This is a genomic window from Mycoplasmoides alvi ATCC 29626 (genome assembly GCF_000701785.1).
In the GTDB taxonomy this organism is placed as follows: domain Bacteria; phylum Bacillota_I; class Bacilli_A; order Mycoplasmatales; family Mycoplasmoidaceae; genus Mycoplasmoides; species Mycoplasmoides alvi.
Genome location: NZ_KL370824.1, coordinates 46,902 through 67,868 on the forward strand (window position 1 = coordinate 46,902; position 20,967 = coordinate 67,868).

General features: G+C 24.1%; 16 protein-coding genes. All 16 read left to right on the top strand.

The window, feature by feature from the left end:
* Window positions 1-622: EAGR box-containing protein (locus T383_RS0102335; RefSeq protein WP_033160078.1), on the top strand; the 622-nt coding region annotated here is incomplete at its 5' end.
* A gap of 150 nt (window positions 623-772) precedes the next feature.
* Entirely contained in the window at window positions 773-2,443 is a 1,671-nt protein-coding gene (locus T383_RS0102340; RefSeq protein ID WP_033160079.1) for an ABC transporter ATP-binding protein, read from the top strand.
* Between the two features lie 12 nt (window positions 2,444-2,455).
* On the top strand, window positions 2,456-4,324 hold the full coding sequence (locus T383_RS0102345; protein ID WP_052664028.1) for an ABC transporter permease: 1,869 nt from the start codon (window positions 2,456-2,458) through the stop codon (window positions 4,322-4,324).
* Entirely contained in the window at window positions 4,325-5,260 is a 936-nt protein-coding gene (locus tag T383_RS0102350) for an ABC transporter permease (protein WP_033160080.1), read from the top strand. It begins immediately after the preceding gene.
* A gap of 19 nt (window positions 5,261-5,279) precedes the next feature.
* Window positions 5,280-6,452: an acetate kinase gene (locus T383_RS0102355; protein WP_033160081.1), complete on the top strand. Its 1,173-nt coding sequence runs from the start codon at window positions 5,280-5,282 to the stop codon at window positions 6,450-6,452.
* A gap of 20 nt (window positions 6,453-6,472) precedes the next feature.
* Window positions 6,473-7,321: a hypothetical protein gene (locus T383_RS0102360; protein ID WP_033160082.1), complete on the top strand. Its 849-nt coding sequence runs from the start codon at window positions 6,473-6,475 to the stop codon at window positions 7,319-7,321.
* A gap of 77 nt (window positions 7,322-7,398) precedes the next feature.
* A complete protein-coding gene (locus T383_RS0102365) occupies window positions 7,399-9,129 on the top strand; it encodes a hypothetical protein (RefSeq protein WP_033160083.1) in 1,731 nt (576 codons plus the stop codon).
* Window positions 9,130-9,208: 79 nt separating this feature from the next.
* On the top strand, window positions 9,209-12,610 hold the full coding sequence (locus T383_RS0102370; RefSeq protein ID WP_033160084.1) for an AAA domain-containing protein: 3,402 nt from the start codon (window positions 9,209-9,211) through the stop codon (window positions 12,608-12,610).
* Window positions 12,611-12,622: 12 nt separating this feature from the next.
* Window positions 12,623-13,429 (top strand): hypothetical protein, encoded by an 807-nt coding sequence (locus T383_RS0102375; RefSeq protein ID WP_033160085.1) that lies wholly within the window; start codon window positions 12,623-12,625, stop codon window positions 13,427-13,429.
* A 541-nt stretch (window positions 13,430-13,970) separates the two neighbouring features.
* Entirely contained in the window at window positions 13,971-14,828 is an 858-nt protein-coding gene (locus T383_RS0102385) for a hypothetical protein (RefSeq protein WP_033160087.1), read from the top strand.
* Between the two features lie 54 nt (window positions 14,829-14,882).
* Window positions 14,883-16,358 carry a lysine--tRNA ligase gene (gene lysS, locus T383_RS0102390; RefSeq protein WP_033160088.1) on the top strand — a complete coding sequence of 492 codons (1,476 nt, stop codon included), beginning with the start codon at window positions 14,883-14,885 and terminating at the stop codon, window positions 16,356-16,358.
* Between the two features lie 5 nt (window positions 16,359-16,363).
* Window positions 16,364-17,344 (top strand): hypothetical protein, encoded by a 981-nt coding sequence (locus tag T383_RS0102395; protein WP_033160089.1) that lies wholly within the window; start codon window positions 16,364-16,366, stop codon window positions 17,342-17,344.
* A 1-nt stretch (window position 17,345) separates the two neighbouring features.
* Entirely contained in the window at window positions 17,346-18,506 is a 1,161-nt protein-coding gene (gene glf / locus T383_RS0102400) for a UDP-galactopyranose mutase (protein ID WP_033160090.1), read from the top strand.
* A gap of 75 nt (window positions 18,507-18,581) precedes the next feature.
* Window positions 18,582-20,009, top strand: coding sequence for a 30S ribosomal protein S6 (rpsF, locus tag T383_RS03770; protein WP_052664029.1), 1,428 nt, complete (start codon window positions 18,582-18,584; stop codon window positions 20,007-20,009).
* 3 nt (window positions 20,010-20,012) lie between these two features.
* A complete protein-coding gene (locus T383_RS0102410) occupies window positions 20,013-20,525 on the top strand; it encodes a single-stranded DNA-binding protein (protein ID WP_033160091.1) in 513 nt (170 codons plus the stop codon).
* Between the two features lie 11 nt (window positions 20,526-20,536).
* Window positions 20,537-20,938, top strand: coding sequence for a 30S ribosomal protein S18 (rpsR, locus tag T383_RS0102415; RefSeq protein ID WP_033160092.1), 402 nt, complete (start codon window positions 20,537-20,539; stop codon window positions 20,936-20,938).
* Window positions 20,939-20,967: the final 29 nt, after the last annotated feature.

The window sequence follows — 20,967 nt, forward strand, 5'->3', positions numbered from 1 at the left end:
AGAACAACAAGTTGAATCAATTCAAGAAGAAGTTGTAACATCAAATGAACCAATTGCTGAAGAAGTAGTGGAACAACCAATTGAAGAAGAAGTTAGTTTTGATGATGCTCCACAAAAAGAACAACAAGCTGAATCAATTCAAGAAGAAGTTGTGGCAGAAGAAACAAGCAAAGATGAAGAAAATGATGAGTATTGAAAACAATTTGTAGGTGATTCAAATTATGGTCATTATGACCCAGAAAATGGTTCTTGAGTTTGATCAGGTTATTTTGGTGATAACAATGAATGAATTCATGATCCAGATTATGTAAAACCTAATTGTGATATCATCTATGCAGATGAAAATGGTGATATTGATTTCAATAAGTATGCAGGAAATCCTAATTTTGGGTATTATGATGAAGATGGTAATTGAGATTGGTATGCTGGTGATTTTGACAAAAATGGGAATTGAGTTCTTTTAACTGAGGAAAATCAAAACAAATCAAACATTAGCAAATCAGATGATGAAGTTGCTGATGCTAAAGATGATAATAATTTTGATGTTGATGCTTGATTAGATCAATTTTCTGGTGAAGATGCTGATAACATTTTTGGCAATCAGGATTCTAAAAAAGATTAACTTTTTGTTAATTAAATAATAGTGATTTAATTTTTTAATCTATTATCATAAACTTAATTTCTCTTGCTTTTTTACATGTATTAATTTTTTTTATTGTATATTGTAAGTATATTTATTTTTTTGTTAAACTCATTTAGTGGTAAATTAATCATGAATAATGATTCGTTACATTCTGATAAAAGTAAGTATGCTTTTGAAATGATTAACATTCATAAATCTTTTAATAATGGACAGATTAAAGCTAATGTTGGGATAAACTTATCTGTTGTTAAAAACTCAATTCATGCAATAATTGGCGAAAATGGTGCTGGAAAATCAACTTTAATGTCAATTTTGTTCGGATTATATGAACAAGATGAAGGTGAAATATATATTGAAGGATCAAAAGTTAAATTTAATTCTTCAAAGGATGCTGCTAAATACAATATTGGAATGGTTCACCAACATTTTAAACTTATTGATAATTACACTGTTATTGACAATATAATTTTAGGTTCTGAAAACACTAAGTTTGGATTTTTAACAAGAAATAAAAGTAAGCAAAAACTTAATGATTTAATTAATCAATATGGCTTCAATATAAATTTAAATGACAAAATTTTTAATTTAACTGTTGGCCAACAACAAAAAGTTGAAATTTTAAAAGTTTTATATCGTGATTCTAATATTTTAATTTTTGATGAGCCGACATCTGTTTTATCTGATAATGAAATTGAATCATTTTTAAAAATGTTAAGAACATTTAAAGAAAATGGTAAAACAATTGTTTTAATTACTCATAAATTAAATGAAATTAAAAAAATAGCAGACACTGCAACTATCATTAGAAAAGGTGAATACATTGACACAATTGATGTTGCGAACACTTCTATTGAAAAAATGGCAGAATTGATGATTGGCAGAAAAATTGTGCCAGTAAAAAATGATGGAATTGTTAAATCTAATGATGTTTTATTAGAAGTAAAAGATTTAGACTTATTTTGAATGCCTCCTTTTGAAGTTTTTTTCAAAAATATTGAACGAAATATTAAAAATTATTTAAAAAAAATTAAAAATGTTTGATCAAAAAATAAAGTAAAGGAAAACAAAAATTTTTTTAAAAATAATTTTGAAAATAATAAAACAAATAACAAATCTTTAAATAATACATTTTCAGTGCATGCAGGTGAAATTTTTGCAATTGCAGGAGTTGAAGGAAATGGACAAAGTGAAGTTGCAAAAATTATATCTGGATTAAAATTGTCAAAACCTAATTCAATTCTTTTTTTAGGAAAGGATATTTCTAAAATGTCAATTAAGAAAAGAAATGAATTAGGGATAAGTCATGTTCCAGAAGATCGTCATAAATATGGACTTGTTTTAGATCAATCTTCTAGAAAAAATATTGTCAATAACTTAATTTCTAAAAAACCATTTAGTCAATATGGTTTTATTATTGAATATGAAATTGCTCAATATTCTAATGAAGTTATTAGAAATTTTGATGTAAGGGGTTCAGTTAATGGAACAGCAAATGTTCGTTCTTTATCTGGTGGTAATCAACAAAAGTTAGTTTTAGGAAGAGAAATAACAAAAAATCATAAATTATTATTGATGGTACAACCTTCTAGAGGATTGGATGTGGGCGCTGTTGAATATATTCATCAGTGTGCTTTAAAAGAAAAAGATAAGGGTAATGCTGTCATTTTAATTTCTTATGAAATTGATGAAATTCTTTCAATTTCTGATACAGTTGCTGTAATGAACCGCAATTCAATTGTGGGTATTGGTCCAATATCTGAAATGACAAGACAAAAAATTGGTGAATTAATTGGTAAATAAGGAATTAATAGTATGTACAGTAATTTTTTAAATATTTTTAAAATTAATTCAGATAAATTTTTATTTAGAACATCGAATATTTCAACAAGAAGAAAAGTTTTTTCTGTAGTATTTTTTGTTATTATTTCTTTTTTATTATCTTTAATCATTGGTTCATTAATTGGAATTCCATCACAAGGATTTTTCAATATTTTTAGTCGTTTATTTTTGTCTTCAGATAATACAAAAAATTTTATATATCAAATTGCAATTTATGTTGTTGCCGCTTTGGCTTTTTCATTTGCAATGAATGTTGGTATTTTTAACATAGGTATTTCTGGTCAAATGCTTGCTGGTGCTTCAACTGCTATTTTAATTATAAATGCTTTGCCAAAAGAATTTACTGCTAATGCTTTGTATGGAGGACAGTTTTTAACAATTGTTCTTTCAGTTATTGGGGCAGTTACAGTTGCATTAGTAACAGGATTGTTAAAAATATATTTAAAAGTTAATGAAGTTGTAAGTGCTATTTTGCTTAATTGAATTGTTTTATTTATTGTTGGATATCTTGTTTACAATTATGATTGAGATCCAAATGCTCAACAACTTGGTAAGTTAGCAACAAACCCATTGCCAGAAAGTTTTGCTTTTTATATTTCTACACAAAATTCTACCCCTTTTATCAATAAAAGCGGTTGATTATGATCAATCATTTTTGCAATTATTTCTGTCATTATTGTTTGAGTCTTAATGAAATTTACAGTTTTTGGGCATAAATTAAAAACAACAGGATTATCAACAACTTCTGCAAAGTATTTTGGTTACAATCAAAATTCATTGCAATTAGCATCATTTGTTATTTCAGGTGTATTAGCTGGGATATTAGGTGTAATTGTTTATACTGGTCAATCAGATTTTTTAAATTTTAATAGTTCAGGCGGAACATCATTAAACATGGTTCCAGCTGAAGGTTTTAATGGAATTGCAATAGGATTAATTGCACTAAATAACCCTTTTGGAATTATTGTTATTTCTATATTGTTTTCTTTTGTTAATGTTGGTTCCCAACCAGCGGGGTTACCAGGATCTACCATTTCTTTAATTACAGGAATAATGATGTATATGATTGCAATTTATCAATTGTCAATTTATGTTCGACCTTGGCGTTGGATTTATTTATTAAAATATGGAAAATTTAATAGTGATAGTTATTTAAATTTTGAAAATTTTATGGGTTCTAACGTTGAAGGTCGAACATTTTTAATTAAAAAAAATAAAAATGACATAATAAATAATGTTATTAATTCTAATTGGAATAATAAAAATAAATTTAAACTTTTTTTTATAAAACTTTATTATAAGAGTATTGGTGTTTATTTCATCAAATCAAACTCAATTTATCCAAATGGGAAAAAAATTTCATCCATAAAATTATCAAAGCAAAAAATTAATGATGAATATCTAAATAAAAGAAATGAAATTATAAATGAATTTAAATATTCATGTGCTTATAATTTAATTATTCATTGGGAAAATAAATTAAATAATTTTGATTACAAAAGTGAGTTAATGTTATCAAAATGAGATCATGATAAAACTAAAATTGATAAATGAACTACTAACATTTTAAACAAAGAAATATTAGAACAAATAAATAAACATAAACTTATTATTAATGAAAAAATAATTATCAAAAGAGTTGAGATTATAATTAATACTTGGTTAGATAAAATTAAATCAGATGAAAAAATTGTATTAAAAGATTGAGATGCAAATTTAAGAATACTAAATGATTTAATGAATAAAATAACAGATAAACATATTAAATCTGAGTTTATAAATAAAGTGGAAATTATTGATAACTACTTTGTAAAAATAAAAATTAAAAAGGAGGATGCTTAAATGGAAATAACATTAATTAACACATGACTTGTTTTAGGCCCTTCATTAGTTTTAGCAATTCTTAGTGGTTATCTTTCAGAAAGAGTTGGCATTGTTAATATTGCAATCAATGGAATGATGACTTTTGGTTCATTGTTTTTTATGATTTTTTCTAATGTTTTTTTTAAATTAATTCCAAATAATAATGCCTATGAATGAACATTTTTACTTAGTTTTTTAATATCATCATTATTATCTACTGTTGTTGGCATTTTATTTGCTTTAGCAACAGTAAAATTAAAAGCTGATCATGTTATTGCTGGAACAGGAATTAATTTATTATCAACTGGAATTGGTTTAATAATTGCAGATCGTTCTAGTACTCTTTTTGGCACATCAGTTTTATCTAATAGATATGTGCCAAAAACAATAATTTTTTCAGGCGAAAATGGTGGAATCCGTCTAGAATCTCTTATTTGTTTTTTAATTGCTATGTTAATTATTGTTTTAGTTTATTTAATTATGAATTTTACACGTTTAGGCTTACGTTATAGAGCTTGTGGAGAAAACCCAAATGCTGTGGATGCTCAAGGGGTAAATGTAATTAAATATCAATGAATTGGATTAATGGTTGTGGGAGCCATTGCTGGTTTATCTGGTAGTTTATTTGCTTTTGCTTATACTAATGCAAAATTTACAGGTGATGTTAATGGATTAGGATTTATTGCTATTGCCTTATTAATTGTTAGTTCTTGAAAAATTATTCCTGGAACTATTATTGGTTTAGCATTTGCATTATTGTTAGCATATACTCAACAAACTTTAGGGAATGTATCTATTGGTTATATGCTTAGAATGATTCCCTTTATTGTCACACTTGTGGTTATGTTGTTATTTGGTAAATTTATTAAAGGTCCAAAATCTGCAGGATTACATTTTGATAAAGGTTTAAGGTAAATTAAGGAAATTAAAAAAGATGAATAAAATTTTAGTTTTAAATGCTGGTTCAAGTTCAATTAAATTTCAATTATTTGATTTAAATTTGAATTTAATATCAAAAGGTTTATGCGAGAGAATTTTTATTGATGGTGCTTTTGAAATAACAAATGTTCTTACAAATGAAAAAATTCAAAAAAGTACCCCCTTATCAAATCATAAAGATGCTTTAAAATGCATTTTAAATCATTTAATTTCATTAAAAATTATTGAAAACTTTGAAGAAATTATAGGTGCAGGGCATAGAGTTGTTCAAGGTGGAAATTATTTTAATGATTCAGTTTTTGTAGATAATAATGTTTTAAATAAAATTATTGAATATTCAAAACTTGCACCTTTACATAATAAACATGAAGCTGATGTTATTATTGATTTATTAGATTTAATACCAAATTGTAAAAATGTTGCTGTTTTTGATACAACTTTTCATTCTACTATGCCTGAAATTAATTATCGTTATGCAATTCCCTTAGAATGAGAATCCAAATATTTAGTTCGTCGTTATGGTGCTCATGGAACTTCATTTCATTTTGTAACTGAAAACATGCAAAATTATTTGAATAAAAAAGATTTAAATATGATAATTTGCCATTTAGGTAACGGCGCTTCTATTTGTGCAGTTAAAAATGGTAAATCTTATAATACATCAATGGGATTTACTCCATTAGAAGGTTTAATTATGGGCACAAGATCAGGAGATATTGACCCTTCAGTTATTGATTATTTATCTGAAGAATTAAATAAATCTTCTAAAGATATAACTAATTTTTTAAATAAAAAGTCTGGAATGCTAGCTTTAACAGGCAGTTCAGATATGCGTGATATTTTTAGAGATAAAGTTAAAAATAAAGTTGCAATTGAAATGTATGCGCAACGTGTAGCTAACTATGTTATTTCTTATGCTAATCAGTTGTGCGGTAAAATAGATGGAATTGTTTTTACGGCCGGAATTGGAGAAAATTGCACACCAATTATCGAAAAAATTATTGAATTTTTACCATTACTTAACTTAGCTTATGATCAAGATGCATTAAATGATCTTTCATATACTAATATTAAAAAAATTAGTAATAATAATTCAAAATACAATTTATATCAAGTTAGAACAAATGAAGAATTAATGATTGCAAAAAATGTATTGCGTTTTTTATAAAATGGCGGTCCATTAATTTAATGAAATTTTTAATTTGTTCCAAAAATTTTAAATTGTATGAAAATAAATGAACTAGTTTTGCAAAAAAATACCCAGATATAGATTTTATTTTTATTAATGATTCTGAAGATAATTCATTTATTACTTCAAATAATTTGAATTTAACTTTTATTAATAATAATTCCAATGTAGGTAAAGTAAAGTCTTTTTTAAATTACATTATTAAAAATAATGTAAATGACTGAATATTTATGTGTGATGACAAAGATGAAATTATAGATTTTGATTCTTTTTTAAATGAATTTAAGACTAATAAAAATTTAAATTTTGTTTATGTTGCTGATAATTTATCCAAAAATAACAAAATTATTGGTGACAAATTTGATAATGCTAATACTTTAAAAGATTTTTATTTTAAACAAGGAAGAGTTGGAGATAAATTCATTTTAATTCATAGTAATCACATTTTGAAAAATAAAGAATGATTTAATTCATTTTTAAATTTCAAAACAAAAATTTATGAAGTAGTTTTGCTATTCTATTATTATGATTTGCCAGCAATTAAGATCAATCCAGTTATTAAGCATTTTTACAATAAAGATGGTACTTCATTTAATAATTTAAATGATAAGTTAACAAATTATGAATATTATATATGGGAATCACACTTTGTTTTAAAAACAAATCCTCATTTAAAAGTTGTTATTTCGAGATTATTTGTTCTTTGATATTTAAGAAAGCATTTTATAAAATTGAAAGAAATTAAATTTTTTTATAAATTAATTTATTTGCTTTTTTATTGCTTTTGTTTGTTCCCAATTGTTAAAAAAATTTATTTAAAAAAACTAAATCATGTTATTAATGAATAAATGTAAATATTAATTTAGTTATGTTTTTTGTTTTATTTATTTAGAATGTTTTTAAATAAAATTGGTTTGTTAGCAATATGTCAGAATATCGGGTTGTAATAAAAAATATTTACATTAGTTTTATAGTAAATGTAATATCACTTGCAATTTCATTTGCAACATCATATATTACTAATCAATTTTTGGGTACAACTAATTATGGTTTTATGGGTATTGCAACTGCATTATTACCATATATTTCTTTATTATTATCTGGAGTAGGTTCATTAACTGTTTATCGTTTATATGAACCATTATCAAAAAAAAATTATTTGCTTGCAAATGAATTAATGCAGAGATCATTATATGAATATCGAACTAGGGGAGTAATTTCTTTTTTACTCTTATTATTGCTTGCTGTTGTATATCCATATATTATTGGTTTAAATAATCCAACTGATAGTTTAATTAGTTCTTTAATCATTTTAGCAGCTGGGTTATCAAGTTTATTTTCGTTTTTATTATCACCAATTTATCAACAAATTCTTTATGTTGAAAGAAGAGGATATTTATTACAAACTTTTGATTTATTTGGAAAAATTTTTTTTAATAGCATTTTTATAGCTATTGTCCTTGCCAATAACACTTATCAATTTATAGGCAACAACAAATGATTATTAATTATTTCTGCTTTTTCAGGAAATTTACTAGGATCTTTTGGGATTATAATTGCGTTTTGCTTAAGAAAAAAAATTGCTCCATGATTTGTTCCTAAAATTCTAAAAAAAGAAGTTGGTGATAAAGTGATTCGAAGGCAAATTTTAGCTGATGCTTTTATTGCTCAATTTGTTGTTAATACTTCTTTTTTTATTTTTGGTATTTTTGGGCAATTTACAACGCCTCAAATTGCATCAACTTTAGCAGGTATTTTTGGGACATATTTTGTTGTAAAAAATTCTGTTTCATCTATTTTGTCAATAGTTGTTTCAACGCCAGCCACTTCATATGCTCGAATTTATCATAGCACTAATAAAGAATATGTAAAATTTGCATATAATATTTATGATTATTCGTGTTTTATATTTGCAATAGTTTCAATGATATATGTGATGCTTTGTTCGCCTTTCTTAACATCTTTTATAGTGAACAATCCTTCAACAAATTTAAGCAACTTAAATCAAACAGATTTAATAAATAATTGACCTACACCTGATCAATTATTAAATAACTCATTTAACTTATGAATTAGTTTATTGGTTGGTTTATCTTGTTTTATTGATCTAGCTAGATCATCACCTGAAAATACAAAGAGTATTAGTGGTGAATATAAATGAAAGTTTAAATTTGCAATAGTTGAAGCTATTATTAATGTAGCTTTATCAATAATTAATACAATTATTGCTTTTTATTTTCCAAATTTAATGAATGGTTTATATTTAATATTTGGTTTAATATTATCTAATTTGCTAGCAGTTGGTTTTAGGTACATAGCCATTAAATTATCTACTATTAAAACATTTTTTATTAATAAACAAGAGTATAGATTTGCATTGTTAAAATTTATATTTATTGAACTTATTTTTGTTTTAGTTATTGGTATTACATTTACATTAATTGCATCATTTATTTTTACTAATAAACCAACACATTTATCATTAAATTCTCAAACAATTTTAATGCTATTTTTAGTTTTTGTAATTAGTTCAACTGTTGTTGCAATTGTTACTTTTGTTTTAGTGGTAATAAATCCGTCATTTAGAAAAGTTGTTATCACTAAATTAACAAGTTCTTTTGATTTGTTGAAAGAAAAAATATTTAAAAAAACATAAATTCCATTAATTTGATTTTTTTATAATGTTTTTATGTTGTATTCATTTAATAGTTATTAGTGGAATAGGAATTTAATGTATGTCAGCTGATTGATCATGACTAAAAAACCGTTTAGTTTCAGCAAAAACAAAATCAAATAGTTTTTGGTTGCCTGCTTTGTCACAAACTGTTATGGATATTGGTGAATTATTAAAATGTGCTTCAAATATCTATGATCATTCAATTAATGGTATTGTTAATTTTATAAATACAAATGATATTATTGAAATTGACTTAAAACGTTTAAATGATATTCCTGATTCAGAAAGTATTCGACGTTTTGGGAGTGTAGATAATTTATTTAAAACTTTTCAAAATGATTTTGTTCGCTTACACAAATTATTAAAAAAACAAGTTAGAGAGTTTGGAGATAGTAGTTTATTTATTGGTCTTCCTTTGGTTGAAGGAATTAATGAATTTGGCGATTATTATCGAGCTCCATTATTATATGTTCAAGTTGAATTAGAACCCATTAATCGTTTTCAAAAAATAAATTTAATTATTAACCGTGATGAATTCATTATTAATCCGACTATTCTTGGTGTTGAAGTAAACAAGAGAAATATCTTGTTCCAAAATAATTATGATAACTCTATTTTGAATATTCAAAGTGCATTTAATGTTTTTAAAGATTTAGATATTCACTTTAAAATGCCTTTAACTAACGAAGTCATTCCATTCCAAAAGAAAAACCGTTTAGATTTTTCTGATGACTCAAAAACAGCTAGTAAAAATACTGTTATTAATAATGTTTTATTAGGTATTTTTGATGTAAAAGGAGATAAATTGTTTCAAGATTTTACTACAATAATGAGTAAAGATCCAAATGCAATTGATGAAGTATTTGAAAATAAAAAAGATTTATTATTTAATCATAAAGAATTTCAAAATAATTTTAAAGTTGGTGAAATATCATTAATAAGTAATATTGATATTTATCAACAATTAGCCATCAAACATGCTTTAGAAGGAGATGTTGTTATTGAAGGTCCTCCCGGAACAGGAAAATCAGAAACAATTTTAAACATTTTAGCTAATATTGCACTAAATAATAAAACTGCATTGTTTGTTAGTGAAAAAACAACAGCTATGGATGTTGTTTATAATCGTTTAGGCAAATTGAAGCATATTGCTTTGTATGTTCCTAATTTAATTGATGACAAGCAAAAATTTTATCAACAATTTGTTGAGTATGAATCTTATTTTGAAAAAGAATATAAAAGTGAATTGCTTTCATTAAAAAAACCAACATTTAATTTTGATTTAATTAGTAATTCATTTGAAAAATCTAAAGTAATTTGAAGTATTTATGGAATGAAAATATCTTCAGGTAAGAATGAATATAATTTTGAAGATATGTTATTTAATTTTCAAATTATTGATACTACTCCAATAAATCTAAGTGATCCTAAATTATTCGATAATTGAGTTTTAGAAAATTCCAATGAAAAATGATTGGAAAAACATAATGAATATTTAAGTTTTGAAAAAGAATTAACTAAAAATTGAAAAATTTCTGATTTTTTAAAATTTGTAAACATTTATAGTTCTACTTTTGCAGATAAAACAGACAAAAATAAAAAAATAATTTGTTGAATTATTCACAATTTTTTAAAAAATCAAGTTATTGAAATACCCAACAAGATGACTGTTAATTTTTTTAAATTCAATAAAACTGATGAGAAGTTTTATTTTGAATTAGAAAAAAAAATTAAGCAATATTTTGAATTAAAAGATTATTCTTCAAAAGAAAAAGCAATTACAATTCAGTGAGTTATTTCTAATAACATTTTAAAAAATCATAAATTATATTTTTATTCATGATACATGGAAAATAAAAGTCCAAATTATTTAAAAAAATTGTTGCATTTGCAAGTTGATATTGATCAATTTTCACATCAATTTGAGAAAGAAATTTGTAATTTTATTTCTAATTGTAAAGATGCTTTACACGCTTTTATTATTAAAAAGTTTTACAATCTTTATCAACAAGACAAGACAACACTTTTAGAAATGTGCCGTCATGGTCGTAACTCTAATTTTAAAGATATTTCTTGGTGATTTAATATGTACAGATCAATTCTTAAAGAATTATACCCTATACATATCATGTCGTTTGAAAGTGCTTCTATTTTGTTGGAAAATAAAAAAAATCTTTATGATTATGTCATTATTGATGAAGCTAGTCAGGTTTTTTTAGAACGAGCTTTACCTGCTTTATATAGATCCAGTAAGTATATTGTTGCTGGTGATACTAAACAATTACATCCTTCTAATTTTTTTCAATCTCGGGCTAATTATGATGATGATTCATTTGAAGAATTAGATAGCAATAGTGTTATTGAAACCAATGAAGCAGTTAATGCTATAAGTTTAATTCACTTTTTAAAAGAACGTGCAAGAATCACAACAATGCTTCGATATCATTATCGATCTGATTTTAGCAATTTAATTGCTTTTACAAATGACCATATATATGAAAATGAATTAATTTTTATGGATAAAGCAATTAAATCTGAACGAACCTTTATTGTTCATAATGTTAAAAGTGGTAAATGACAGAATAACCGTAATTATGAAGAAGCACAAGCATTAGTAAATCGTTTACAAGAATTAAGTAAAACACTAGATTATAAAAAAACTATTGGAGTAATCACTTTTAATAAAACACAATGTGATTTAATTGAAAATCTTTTAGATAAATTAAATGATCCACTAATTAATGAATGGCGTGATCGTTATAATGATAATAATGAATATATTGGATTATTTGTTAAAAATGTTGAAAATGTTCAAGGTGATGAAAGAGACATTATACTGTTTTCATTAGGTTATGACAAATCAGTAAATAATTATGGACCAATAAGTAAAAATGAAGGTGAAAATCGTTTAAATGTTGCAATAACTCGTTCTAAGCACCGTATTGAATTATTCAAAACAAATATGGCTAATGAGTATAATGGATGATCAAGTAAAATTCCAGGAACAAGATTATTAGTTGAATATTTAGATTATTGTGAAAAGCAAGACCTAATTGAAAGGCAAAATCATAATCAAAATTATGTTGTTACATCAAATCACTCAAATATAGATTTAGTAAAGAAAACTAATGAATATATTTTTAATTCTGTTAAGAAAAATATTTTTAAAATTTTTGATAAATTTTTTGATATTAACATGAATGTTGTTGAAGGTAAATATGTTTTTGATTTTGTTTTATTTAGGAACGGAAGTCCAATTTTAGCAATTGATATTGATATTCCTGAATTTAATTCATTAAATTCTTTTTATGAAAATTTTGTATACAAAAATGTGTTTATGAAAAAACGAGGCTGAAATCATTTTAGAATATGAACTTCTGAATGAATTGTATCGCCAAAAAATGTTTTGATTCAACTACAAAAAAATATATCATTAATCTGTAATGAAAAATTGAAATAATAAAGTTTAAATATGAATATTTATACATTTTGGTTTGGTGATGAAATTAAAAAAAATGAATTAATGCAAAAATTTGATGAATTAAATCAAATTGTTGCCCCAAATCATAAATTTATCTTAGGCCCTTCTAGTGAAGAGCATAATTATTTACTTAAAAATGTTGAATATTATAAAAAATGTTTGGTTGAAAAAAAATATGTTCGTATGGCTGATGTTTATCGAATTTGAAAATTGTTAAAAAACACTGGTATGTATATGGATGCTTTAATTGGTGTTAATAAAGCAAAAATTAAGCAATATTTAAATGCAATTGAATCAAAAAAAAAATCTTTTATTCTTAGAGAAGATAAGTATTATGTTAATCCTTGTGTTTTTTATATAGCTGATGAAAAATCACAAAAAATTACTGAGGATTTATGAAATCGATATATAAAGTATAAAGATATTAAAAATATCAATAACATAGAAGTTGGTCCATTACAATTTACACAAAGTTTTAAAAATTTAGATTTATTTATTTTTAATTATGATTTTTGTGAAAATGAATTATTTCAATTTTTGCCATTAACATTTATTGACAAAAATAATTTAGAAAATGTTTTTTATTATTCTTTTCAAGGAAGTTGAAAAAAAAATAAAAAAAAGAATGAAAAAACATGATTAAAAGCATTTAAAAATTATTATAAGCACAAACATAAATCCTTTTTAGTTGGTTTATATGGTTATTTGTTTTGAAAAAATAGATTTATACTTAAATTATTATCTTTTTTTTATAGTTATTCCTTATTTCAAAAAATAAAATCACTAGAAGTAAAATAAATTTATTATTTTTAACTTGATTTAACTTCATTTATTTAAATAAATCTCTTGTAAAATAAAGGAAACAATTTATCACAAATACTAATAGAAACCATAAATTTCATACATATTCATTTAATTCCGTTAAGTGGTTTATATTTTCTTAAAAAAGTTTTAATTTCTTTTAGTGTTGCATAGTTAATATAATTTTTTTTGCTTTTTTTAATTAAATTTCTAAAACCTTTATTTCTAATAGCCAAATGAATTTGAGTTCATATTCAGAATTCTCTAGCTATTGTATTTAAATTTATATTTCAATTAGGGTTTGTTTCAAATCAAGTATTATTCTATTACTTTCTTGATGTTATTATTTATAAATTTCTATTAAAATGCACTTTTGTTATATAAATTTTTGTGTAATGACTTTAATTTGATTTTATTTTGAATATATTAAGATCATACGTTTCTATTAAAATTTATATTAGATTTTTTATATTTTATTAACTTTCTTATATAATAACTAAACTTTATACAATATAAATTTAAAGATAAATTATTACTTATGAAACAAATTTTAATATCATGCAAAAATGCCCAAAAAGAATCTTTAGAAATTTTTAACAATTCTAAAAAAATTGGGGATTTTTTTAGCGATGATCGTTTTTATACTTTGACTAATTGTCAAATTGATGAAGGTTTAATTAAGTATTCAACAATTTTGTATATAATGACTATTTTTTTATTTCGTTCATATAATTTTAAGCATTCAACATCAATTGTTAAGGGAAAACCTAAATGAGTTACATTAATCGATGTTTTTTGTTGATTATGTTTAGCTATTTTTATTTTTACTTTAATTACAGGAATTGCACAACCAATTATAGAAGGTATTACTGGTGCAATTAAGGGTAATTTTGATGGATTTATTAATTCATTTAAAGCTGCTTTTGGGAATCCAATAACAATTACTTTATTCATTGTGTCAGCAGTTGCTTTTATTATTTCCATGAGTTATATTTACGTTATGAGAAAGATTGTTGCTGTAAATAAGAAACTAACACTTAAAGATTTTGTAATTCAAAAATTAAGTTTTGTTAATCGCTTTGAAAACATGTTAAGAATTAGTGATAATTTAAAAAAAGCTAACAAAAAAATAAAAAAAATTAATAAAAAAATTTCTAAAAATGGTTTAAAAATAAAACCAGATATTTTTTATTTAATTGACAATGTTGAATCATTATCCTTGACAGATCGTTGATTAGTTTTTCAAATATCTAATATTATGTACAACTTATTTCCAGATTCTGGAATTTTGCTTAAATTAAATAATCTTGAGGATATAGATGTAGAAAAATTAAAAACAATTTGTAATTCTGATTTTAAACATATTAAAATTACTCAAATTGACAATTTTATTTAATTGTTTTAAATTTGTTGTTTTAATATTGAATTAACTTACTAAATATCTAAAAATATGAAAGAAAAATTATCAGATCAAGAAAAAATTCGTTTATCAAAGTTAAATGAATTGCAAAAAAATAATTGTAACCCTTATGAAATTACAAAAGTTGAAAGAACTCATGATTCTAAGACTTTTAAGGAGCAATATTCTCAATTTTCGAAAGTTGATTTAGAATCAAGCAAGGACACCATTGTTTTGGCCGGGCGCGTTGTAGGTATTCGACATACTTTTATTCTAATTCAAGATTTTTTTGGAAAAATTCAACTTTATATTAATAAAAAAGATCATTTTAATTTATTTGAGTATTTTGATAAATACTTGGATTTAGGTGATATTGTTTATGCAATTGGTCATCCTATGAAAACGAATACTAATGAATTAACACTGAATTTAATAGAGTTAAAAATTATTAGTAAATCATTAAAGACTCCACCTGAAAAATTTCATGGTTTAACCAATGAAGAAGATCGGGCACGTAAAAGATATCTTGATTTACTTTATAATTCTAAATCAATGGAAACTTTTTTAACTCGATCAAAAATTATTCGTTTAATGCGAGAATATTTAGATAGTATTGGTTTTTTTGAAGTTGAAACACCAGTTTTACAAGCTACATTAGGTGGTGCTAATGCTCGACCATTTGTAACACATCATAATACATTAAAAAAAGATTTTTATTTGCGCATTGCAACTGAAATTCCTTTAAAAAAATTAATTGTGGGTGGATTTGAAAAAATTTATGAAATAGGAAGAATTTTTCGAAATGAAGGCATGGATTCAACTCATAATCCTGAGTTTACTTCAATGGAATTGTATTTAGCTTATGGTGACATGATTTCTGTGTTAAACATTACAGAAAATGTTATTCGTTTTATTGCTAATAAATTAAATCGCCTTCATATAAAAATTAATGATCAAACTATTGATTTATCTAAACCATTTAAAAGAGTAAAAATGGTTGATTTGATTAAAGAGTACACAGGAATTGATTTCAGTAAAATACATAGTGATGAAGAAGCAATTGCCATTGCAAATAAATATTCTATCAATTTTGAAAAGCATCAAGCAACTTATGGTCATATTGTTAGTTTATTTTTTGAAAAATTTTGTGAAGACAAATTGATTGAGCCAACATTTGTTATTGGTCATCCTGTTGATGTGTCACCATTAGCTAAATTGGATTATTCAGACAAACGTTTTACAGAGCGATTTGAATTGTTTATTTTTGGCAAAGAATTTGCAAATGCATACAGTGAATTGAATGATCCAATTGATCAAAAACAAAGATTTGAAAATCAAATTATAGAACGTGATAAAGGAAATCATGAGGCTATTGATGTTGATTATGAATTTTTAGAAGCTTTAGAATATGCATTACCTCCAACTGGAGGTTTAGGCATTGGGATTGATCGCTTAGTAATGTTGTTAACTGAAAGTTCATCAATTCGTGATGTTTTATTATTTCCACACATGCGTGATTCTAAATAAAAATCATGCCTATTTTTAATAATGAATATTTTCCAAAATATAATCGAGAACAAACTAACTATTTTACAGGAACTTTTATTAATCTTCTTTTCAATGAATTAATTTTACAATACAATTTGTTACCAGCCATTGCTCCAATTTTTACTAATAGTAAACATAATTTAATAGTTAATGATAATTTTAGAACAATTGATTTTGATAACTTAAATTCTGGTGATATTTTTAAAGCAATTGATTTTGTTGATAAATGATTATATCTTTATTTAAGACAATCGAATATTAAATTAAATTCAGGTATTATTTCACTAAATAATCAAATTAATCGGGATGCAGATATTAGCAATGGTATAGATTTAATTAGTACACCATATATTAGTTTTTCAGTTGCAATATCAAAAGTTAACTATTGTGAAGAATTAATTTTAAATGAAGCTGTAAAGATTAAAAATATTATTAATTGTGTTATATCTAAACTTCTTTTTAATAATCTTTCAATAAAACACCGTCTTTTAAATTTTAAATGTTTCAAGGCAATAGATATTTTTAAAGGATCTAAAAAAATAAATTTGAAAGAAATTCTTATTAAGAATGCATCCAATAATCCTATATTAATTTTAGATTTTATAAAAAATACAAAATTTCAAAACTTTTTATCGTTTGCAAACAATAATTTTTTACATAATCAAGTTAATGCAGTATTTTTTCAGTTTTTAAGTAATAAAAATTTGCCATTAAATTTTTTTCATATTGCATTACATCCTACAAATGAAGATTTAATTGAAACAGAAATGATACAAAATTCATTGTATGATGAACAGTTGTTTAAAGTTTGAAAAAATGTTGAATGATCATATGTTGTTCATATTAATTTAGCTAATATTTTAGTTTGACTTTTAGATAAAGAACATGCTTCAGAAATTTTTGCTGGTCCATATGGAGATGATTTTTATGAAAAAACTTTAAAACATAAAAAGGATATACTATAAAATGAAAAAAGTTATTATTATTGGTGCTGGAATTTCTGGTTGCTCTTTGGCTAATTTGTTAGCAAATAATTCTTATCAAGTTGATATTTATGAAAAACAAAATCATTTAGGTGGACATTGTTATGACCTTTTATCAAAAGATAAAATTATGTATCATAAATATGGACCCCACATCTTTCATACTGAGCATGATGAGGTAATTAAATTTATTACTCAGTTTGCTAAATTTAATGGATATATTAATAAAGTTCAAGTTAAATTACCCAACAAAATTACCACAAGATTGCCATTTAATTTTAGTGAAATTAAAAAAATGGATTTAAAAAATGGTAATGAAATTGTTGCATATTTAAAAGAAAAATTTCCAAATAAACCTAAAATATCAATTTTAGAATTACGAAAGTTTAGAGATTATAAACCACTTAATAAAATTGTTGATTGAGTTTATGACAATGTTTATGCACCATACACAGCAAAAATGTGAGGCATTGATATTAAAGATATTGATGAAAGTGTAATTGCACGTGTCGGAATTACTTTGAGCGAAAATGAAAGTTATTTTCCTACAGCTAAAATTCAAGGCTTACCAATTGGTGGTTACACAAAAATGATGTATAAAATGATTGATCATCCAAATATTAATTTGCATTTAAATGTTAATGCATTTGATTATTTAAAAATTGCTAAAAATCAAATTTATTGGAATAAATCAATTTGCAATGATTTAATTGTTTATTGTGGTCCCATTGAAGCATTATTAGATTATAAATATGGCGTTTTACCTTATCGTAGTTTGGAATTTAAATTCCAAACTTTTAATACAAAAAGAAAGCAAAAATTTCCAATTATAAATTTGCCCAAAGATAAAGCAAAAACAAGAACAGTTGAATATAAACAAATGACTAAACAAAAATGTGAAAAAACTATTATTTCAACAGAATATCCTGGAGCCTTTGATATTAATGGTAAAAAATGAAATTTGCCATATTACCCTATAAACAATAAAAAAAATAATGAACTTTATAATAAATATTATAATGAATTAAAAAAAATTAAAAATTTATATTTATTAGGTCGTTTAGCTGAATATAAATATCTAGATATGGATACATCTATTTTAAGTGCAATAAACATGTCAAAAAAAATTAACAAAATGTTATAATCTTTTAAGCATTTTTTGCTTAATTTAAAAGTTAACTTGCAAATATTATTTGCACACCCATAAGGAACTTATAAAATGATATCTAAATATGAAATTATGGTCATAGTTAGTGGTAAATTGGATACTGCTAAGTCAGACAAAATAGTTGAAGATTTAAACAAAAATATTGAAAGTCAAAATCTTAATGTTAAATTTTTAGGAACAAAGGAATTAGCTTATCCTATTAATAATGAAACTTTAGGACATTATTATCAAATTAATTTTGATGGTGAGGGTAATTCTTTTGTTGATTGAAGACGTTTGGTTCTTATTAATAAATTTGTTCTTAGACATTTAATAATCAATTTATCTAAAGATTATGGTTGACGCGCTTCCAATAATGAAAAGAAACTAAAGATTTCAGCTATTCAAAAAGCTAAATATGATGAAATTATTAATAATCCAGATTACATTCATCCTAAGCAAAATCATCAAGTTGTTTTTAAAAAGAAAAAGCGTGATGAATGAACTTTAATTCGCAGAGTTGGTGCTAATGGATTGGAAGATATAACCATTAAGAATCCTAAACATAGAAAAAATAAATATTCTGAATTACCTGAATATAGAATAAATTCAAAAAAACAAATTAAAAATGAAGAAAATTTAAATTCTTTAAATGAAAAAAATGTTTCTAGTAACGAAAATATTGAAGTTATTGATAATAATAAAGTTATTTTAGAAAATGATTTAAAAATAACTAAAATTCAAGAAAAATCTTTTGAGAAAACCAAAGTTTTAGTTGAAGAAAATAACCAACTTATTAATTCTATTGGTGATGAAAAAACAACAATTATTGCAAAGGAACAAGAAGGTACTTTAGTTAAGGAAACTACAAATGCTTCTAATGGTTTATTTCCACAAGATACTTATGAAGATGAAAATACTTTAGTTTCTGAGATTACTGAAACTAAAAACAATCCTGTTGAAATAATTGTTGAAGAAAGAACAACTAAAAATTTATTTAATGATGATTATCATAAAGATGAAAATGATAAAAAGAGTAAAATTAAACACAATAATGTGAGACGCAAAGAAAAAATAGTTTCTTCTGATGTTAAAGAAGATTTTGATGATTATTTTGAAAATGATGAAAATAGTCAAAAAATGACTGAAAAGTCTTCTTTAAGAAAATCAAAAATTAAAAATGTTATTGATAGTGATATTGATAAGAAAAACAATCAGGCACACAACCACAAACCACACCGTCATATTATTGAACATTTTAAGGATAAAGAATTGTTGGAATTAAAAAAGAATAAAAAAACTACAACAAAACCTAAAACTTCTATTAAAAAAACAATTAATCCTACTAAACCCAAAAAAGAAGTAACTAGCAAACAAATTATTGAAAATGATGGTACAAATGTTAAAAAGGTTAATTTAAAACCAGTATCTTCGAAATCAAAATCTACAAAAACAGTTAGTAATTCAAAAAAAACTATTAATAAAAAAGGTAATAAATAATTAATGAATCGAGTAGTTCTAGCTGGTTATTTAGCAGATGATCCAAAAATTTTAAATTCTTCAAATAGTAATTTTATTGGGGCAAGAATTGTTATTGCGATTAAAGATTCTAAAGATTTTAATGATAATACCCATTTCATTAATTGTGTTACATGGAATAATGTTGCTAGTTATGTGCAGAGAAATTTAAAACGTGGTGATTTTGTTGTTGCTGATGGTCGAGTGCAAGTAAGTAAATTCATTAATAAAGAAGGTAAAAAAATTTCCCAAATTCAAATTGTTGTTGATTCAATTAATTCACCAGGAACGCGTAGAAATAGCAGTGGAATAACACAAGAATTCTCCACAAAGGAACTTACAAATATTGATAATGCTTTTCCTGATACTGCCGATATTGACATTAACTTAGATGATGCCTTCAGTTTAAATGAAATTAATGATTTAAATAATAAGTTAAATGATGATAAGAATGATTCAGATAAAGACATACCGTGATCAGATGATCTAGAAAATTAGGAGTTAAAAACATGAGTGATAATTTAAACATTAAGCAACCAGCAAATAATATTTCTGAGCAAGATGCTGAAAAAGTTCAACTAAACAATGAAAATAAAGATAAAAATTCATTAGGTAGTTATACAAAAAGAAATTTTAGGCCTAAAGACATTAATACAACAGGAACTCAAGCAAACGCAGGATTTCGTAAAAAATTTTATCGCCCTAGAGGTCGAAAGATTTGTCATTTTTGCGCAAGTGGTGTTTTAAAAATTGATTATAAAGACAAAGAATTGTTAGAAAAATATATCAATTCATATGCTAAAATTCTTTCTCGACGTCAAATTGGTACTTGTGCATTGCATCAACGACATTTATCAAATGCAATTAAACGAGCGCGTATTATTGCATTATTACCTTTTGTTCGTGATTAAGATTAAAATATAAAGAAAGAGAGGAAATA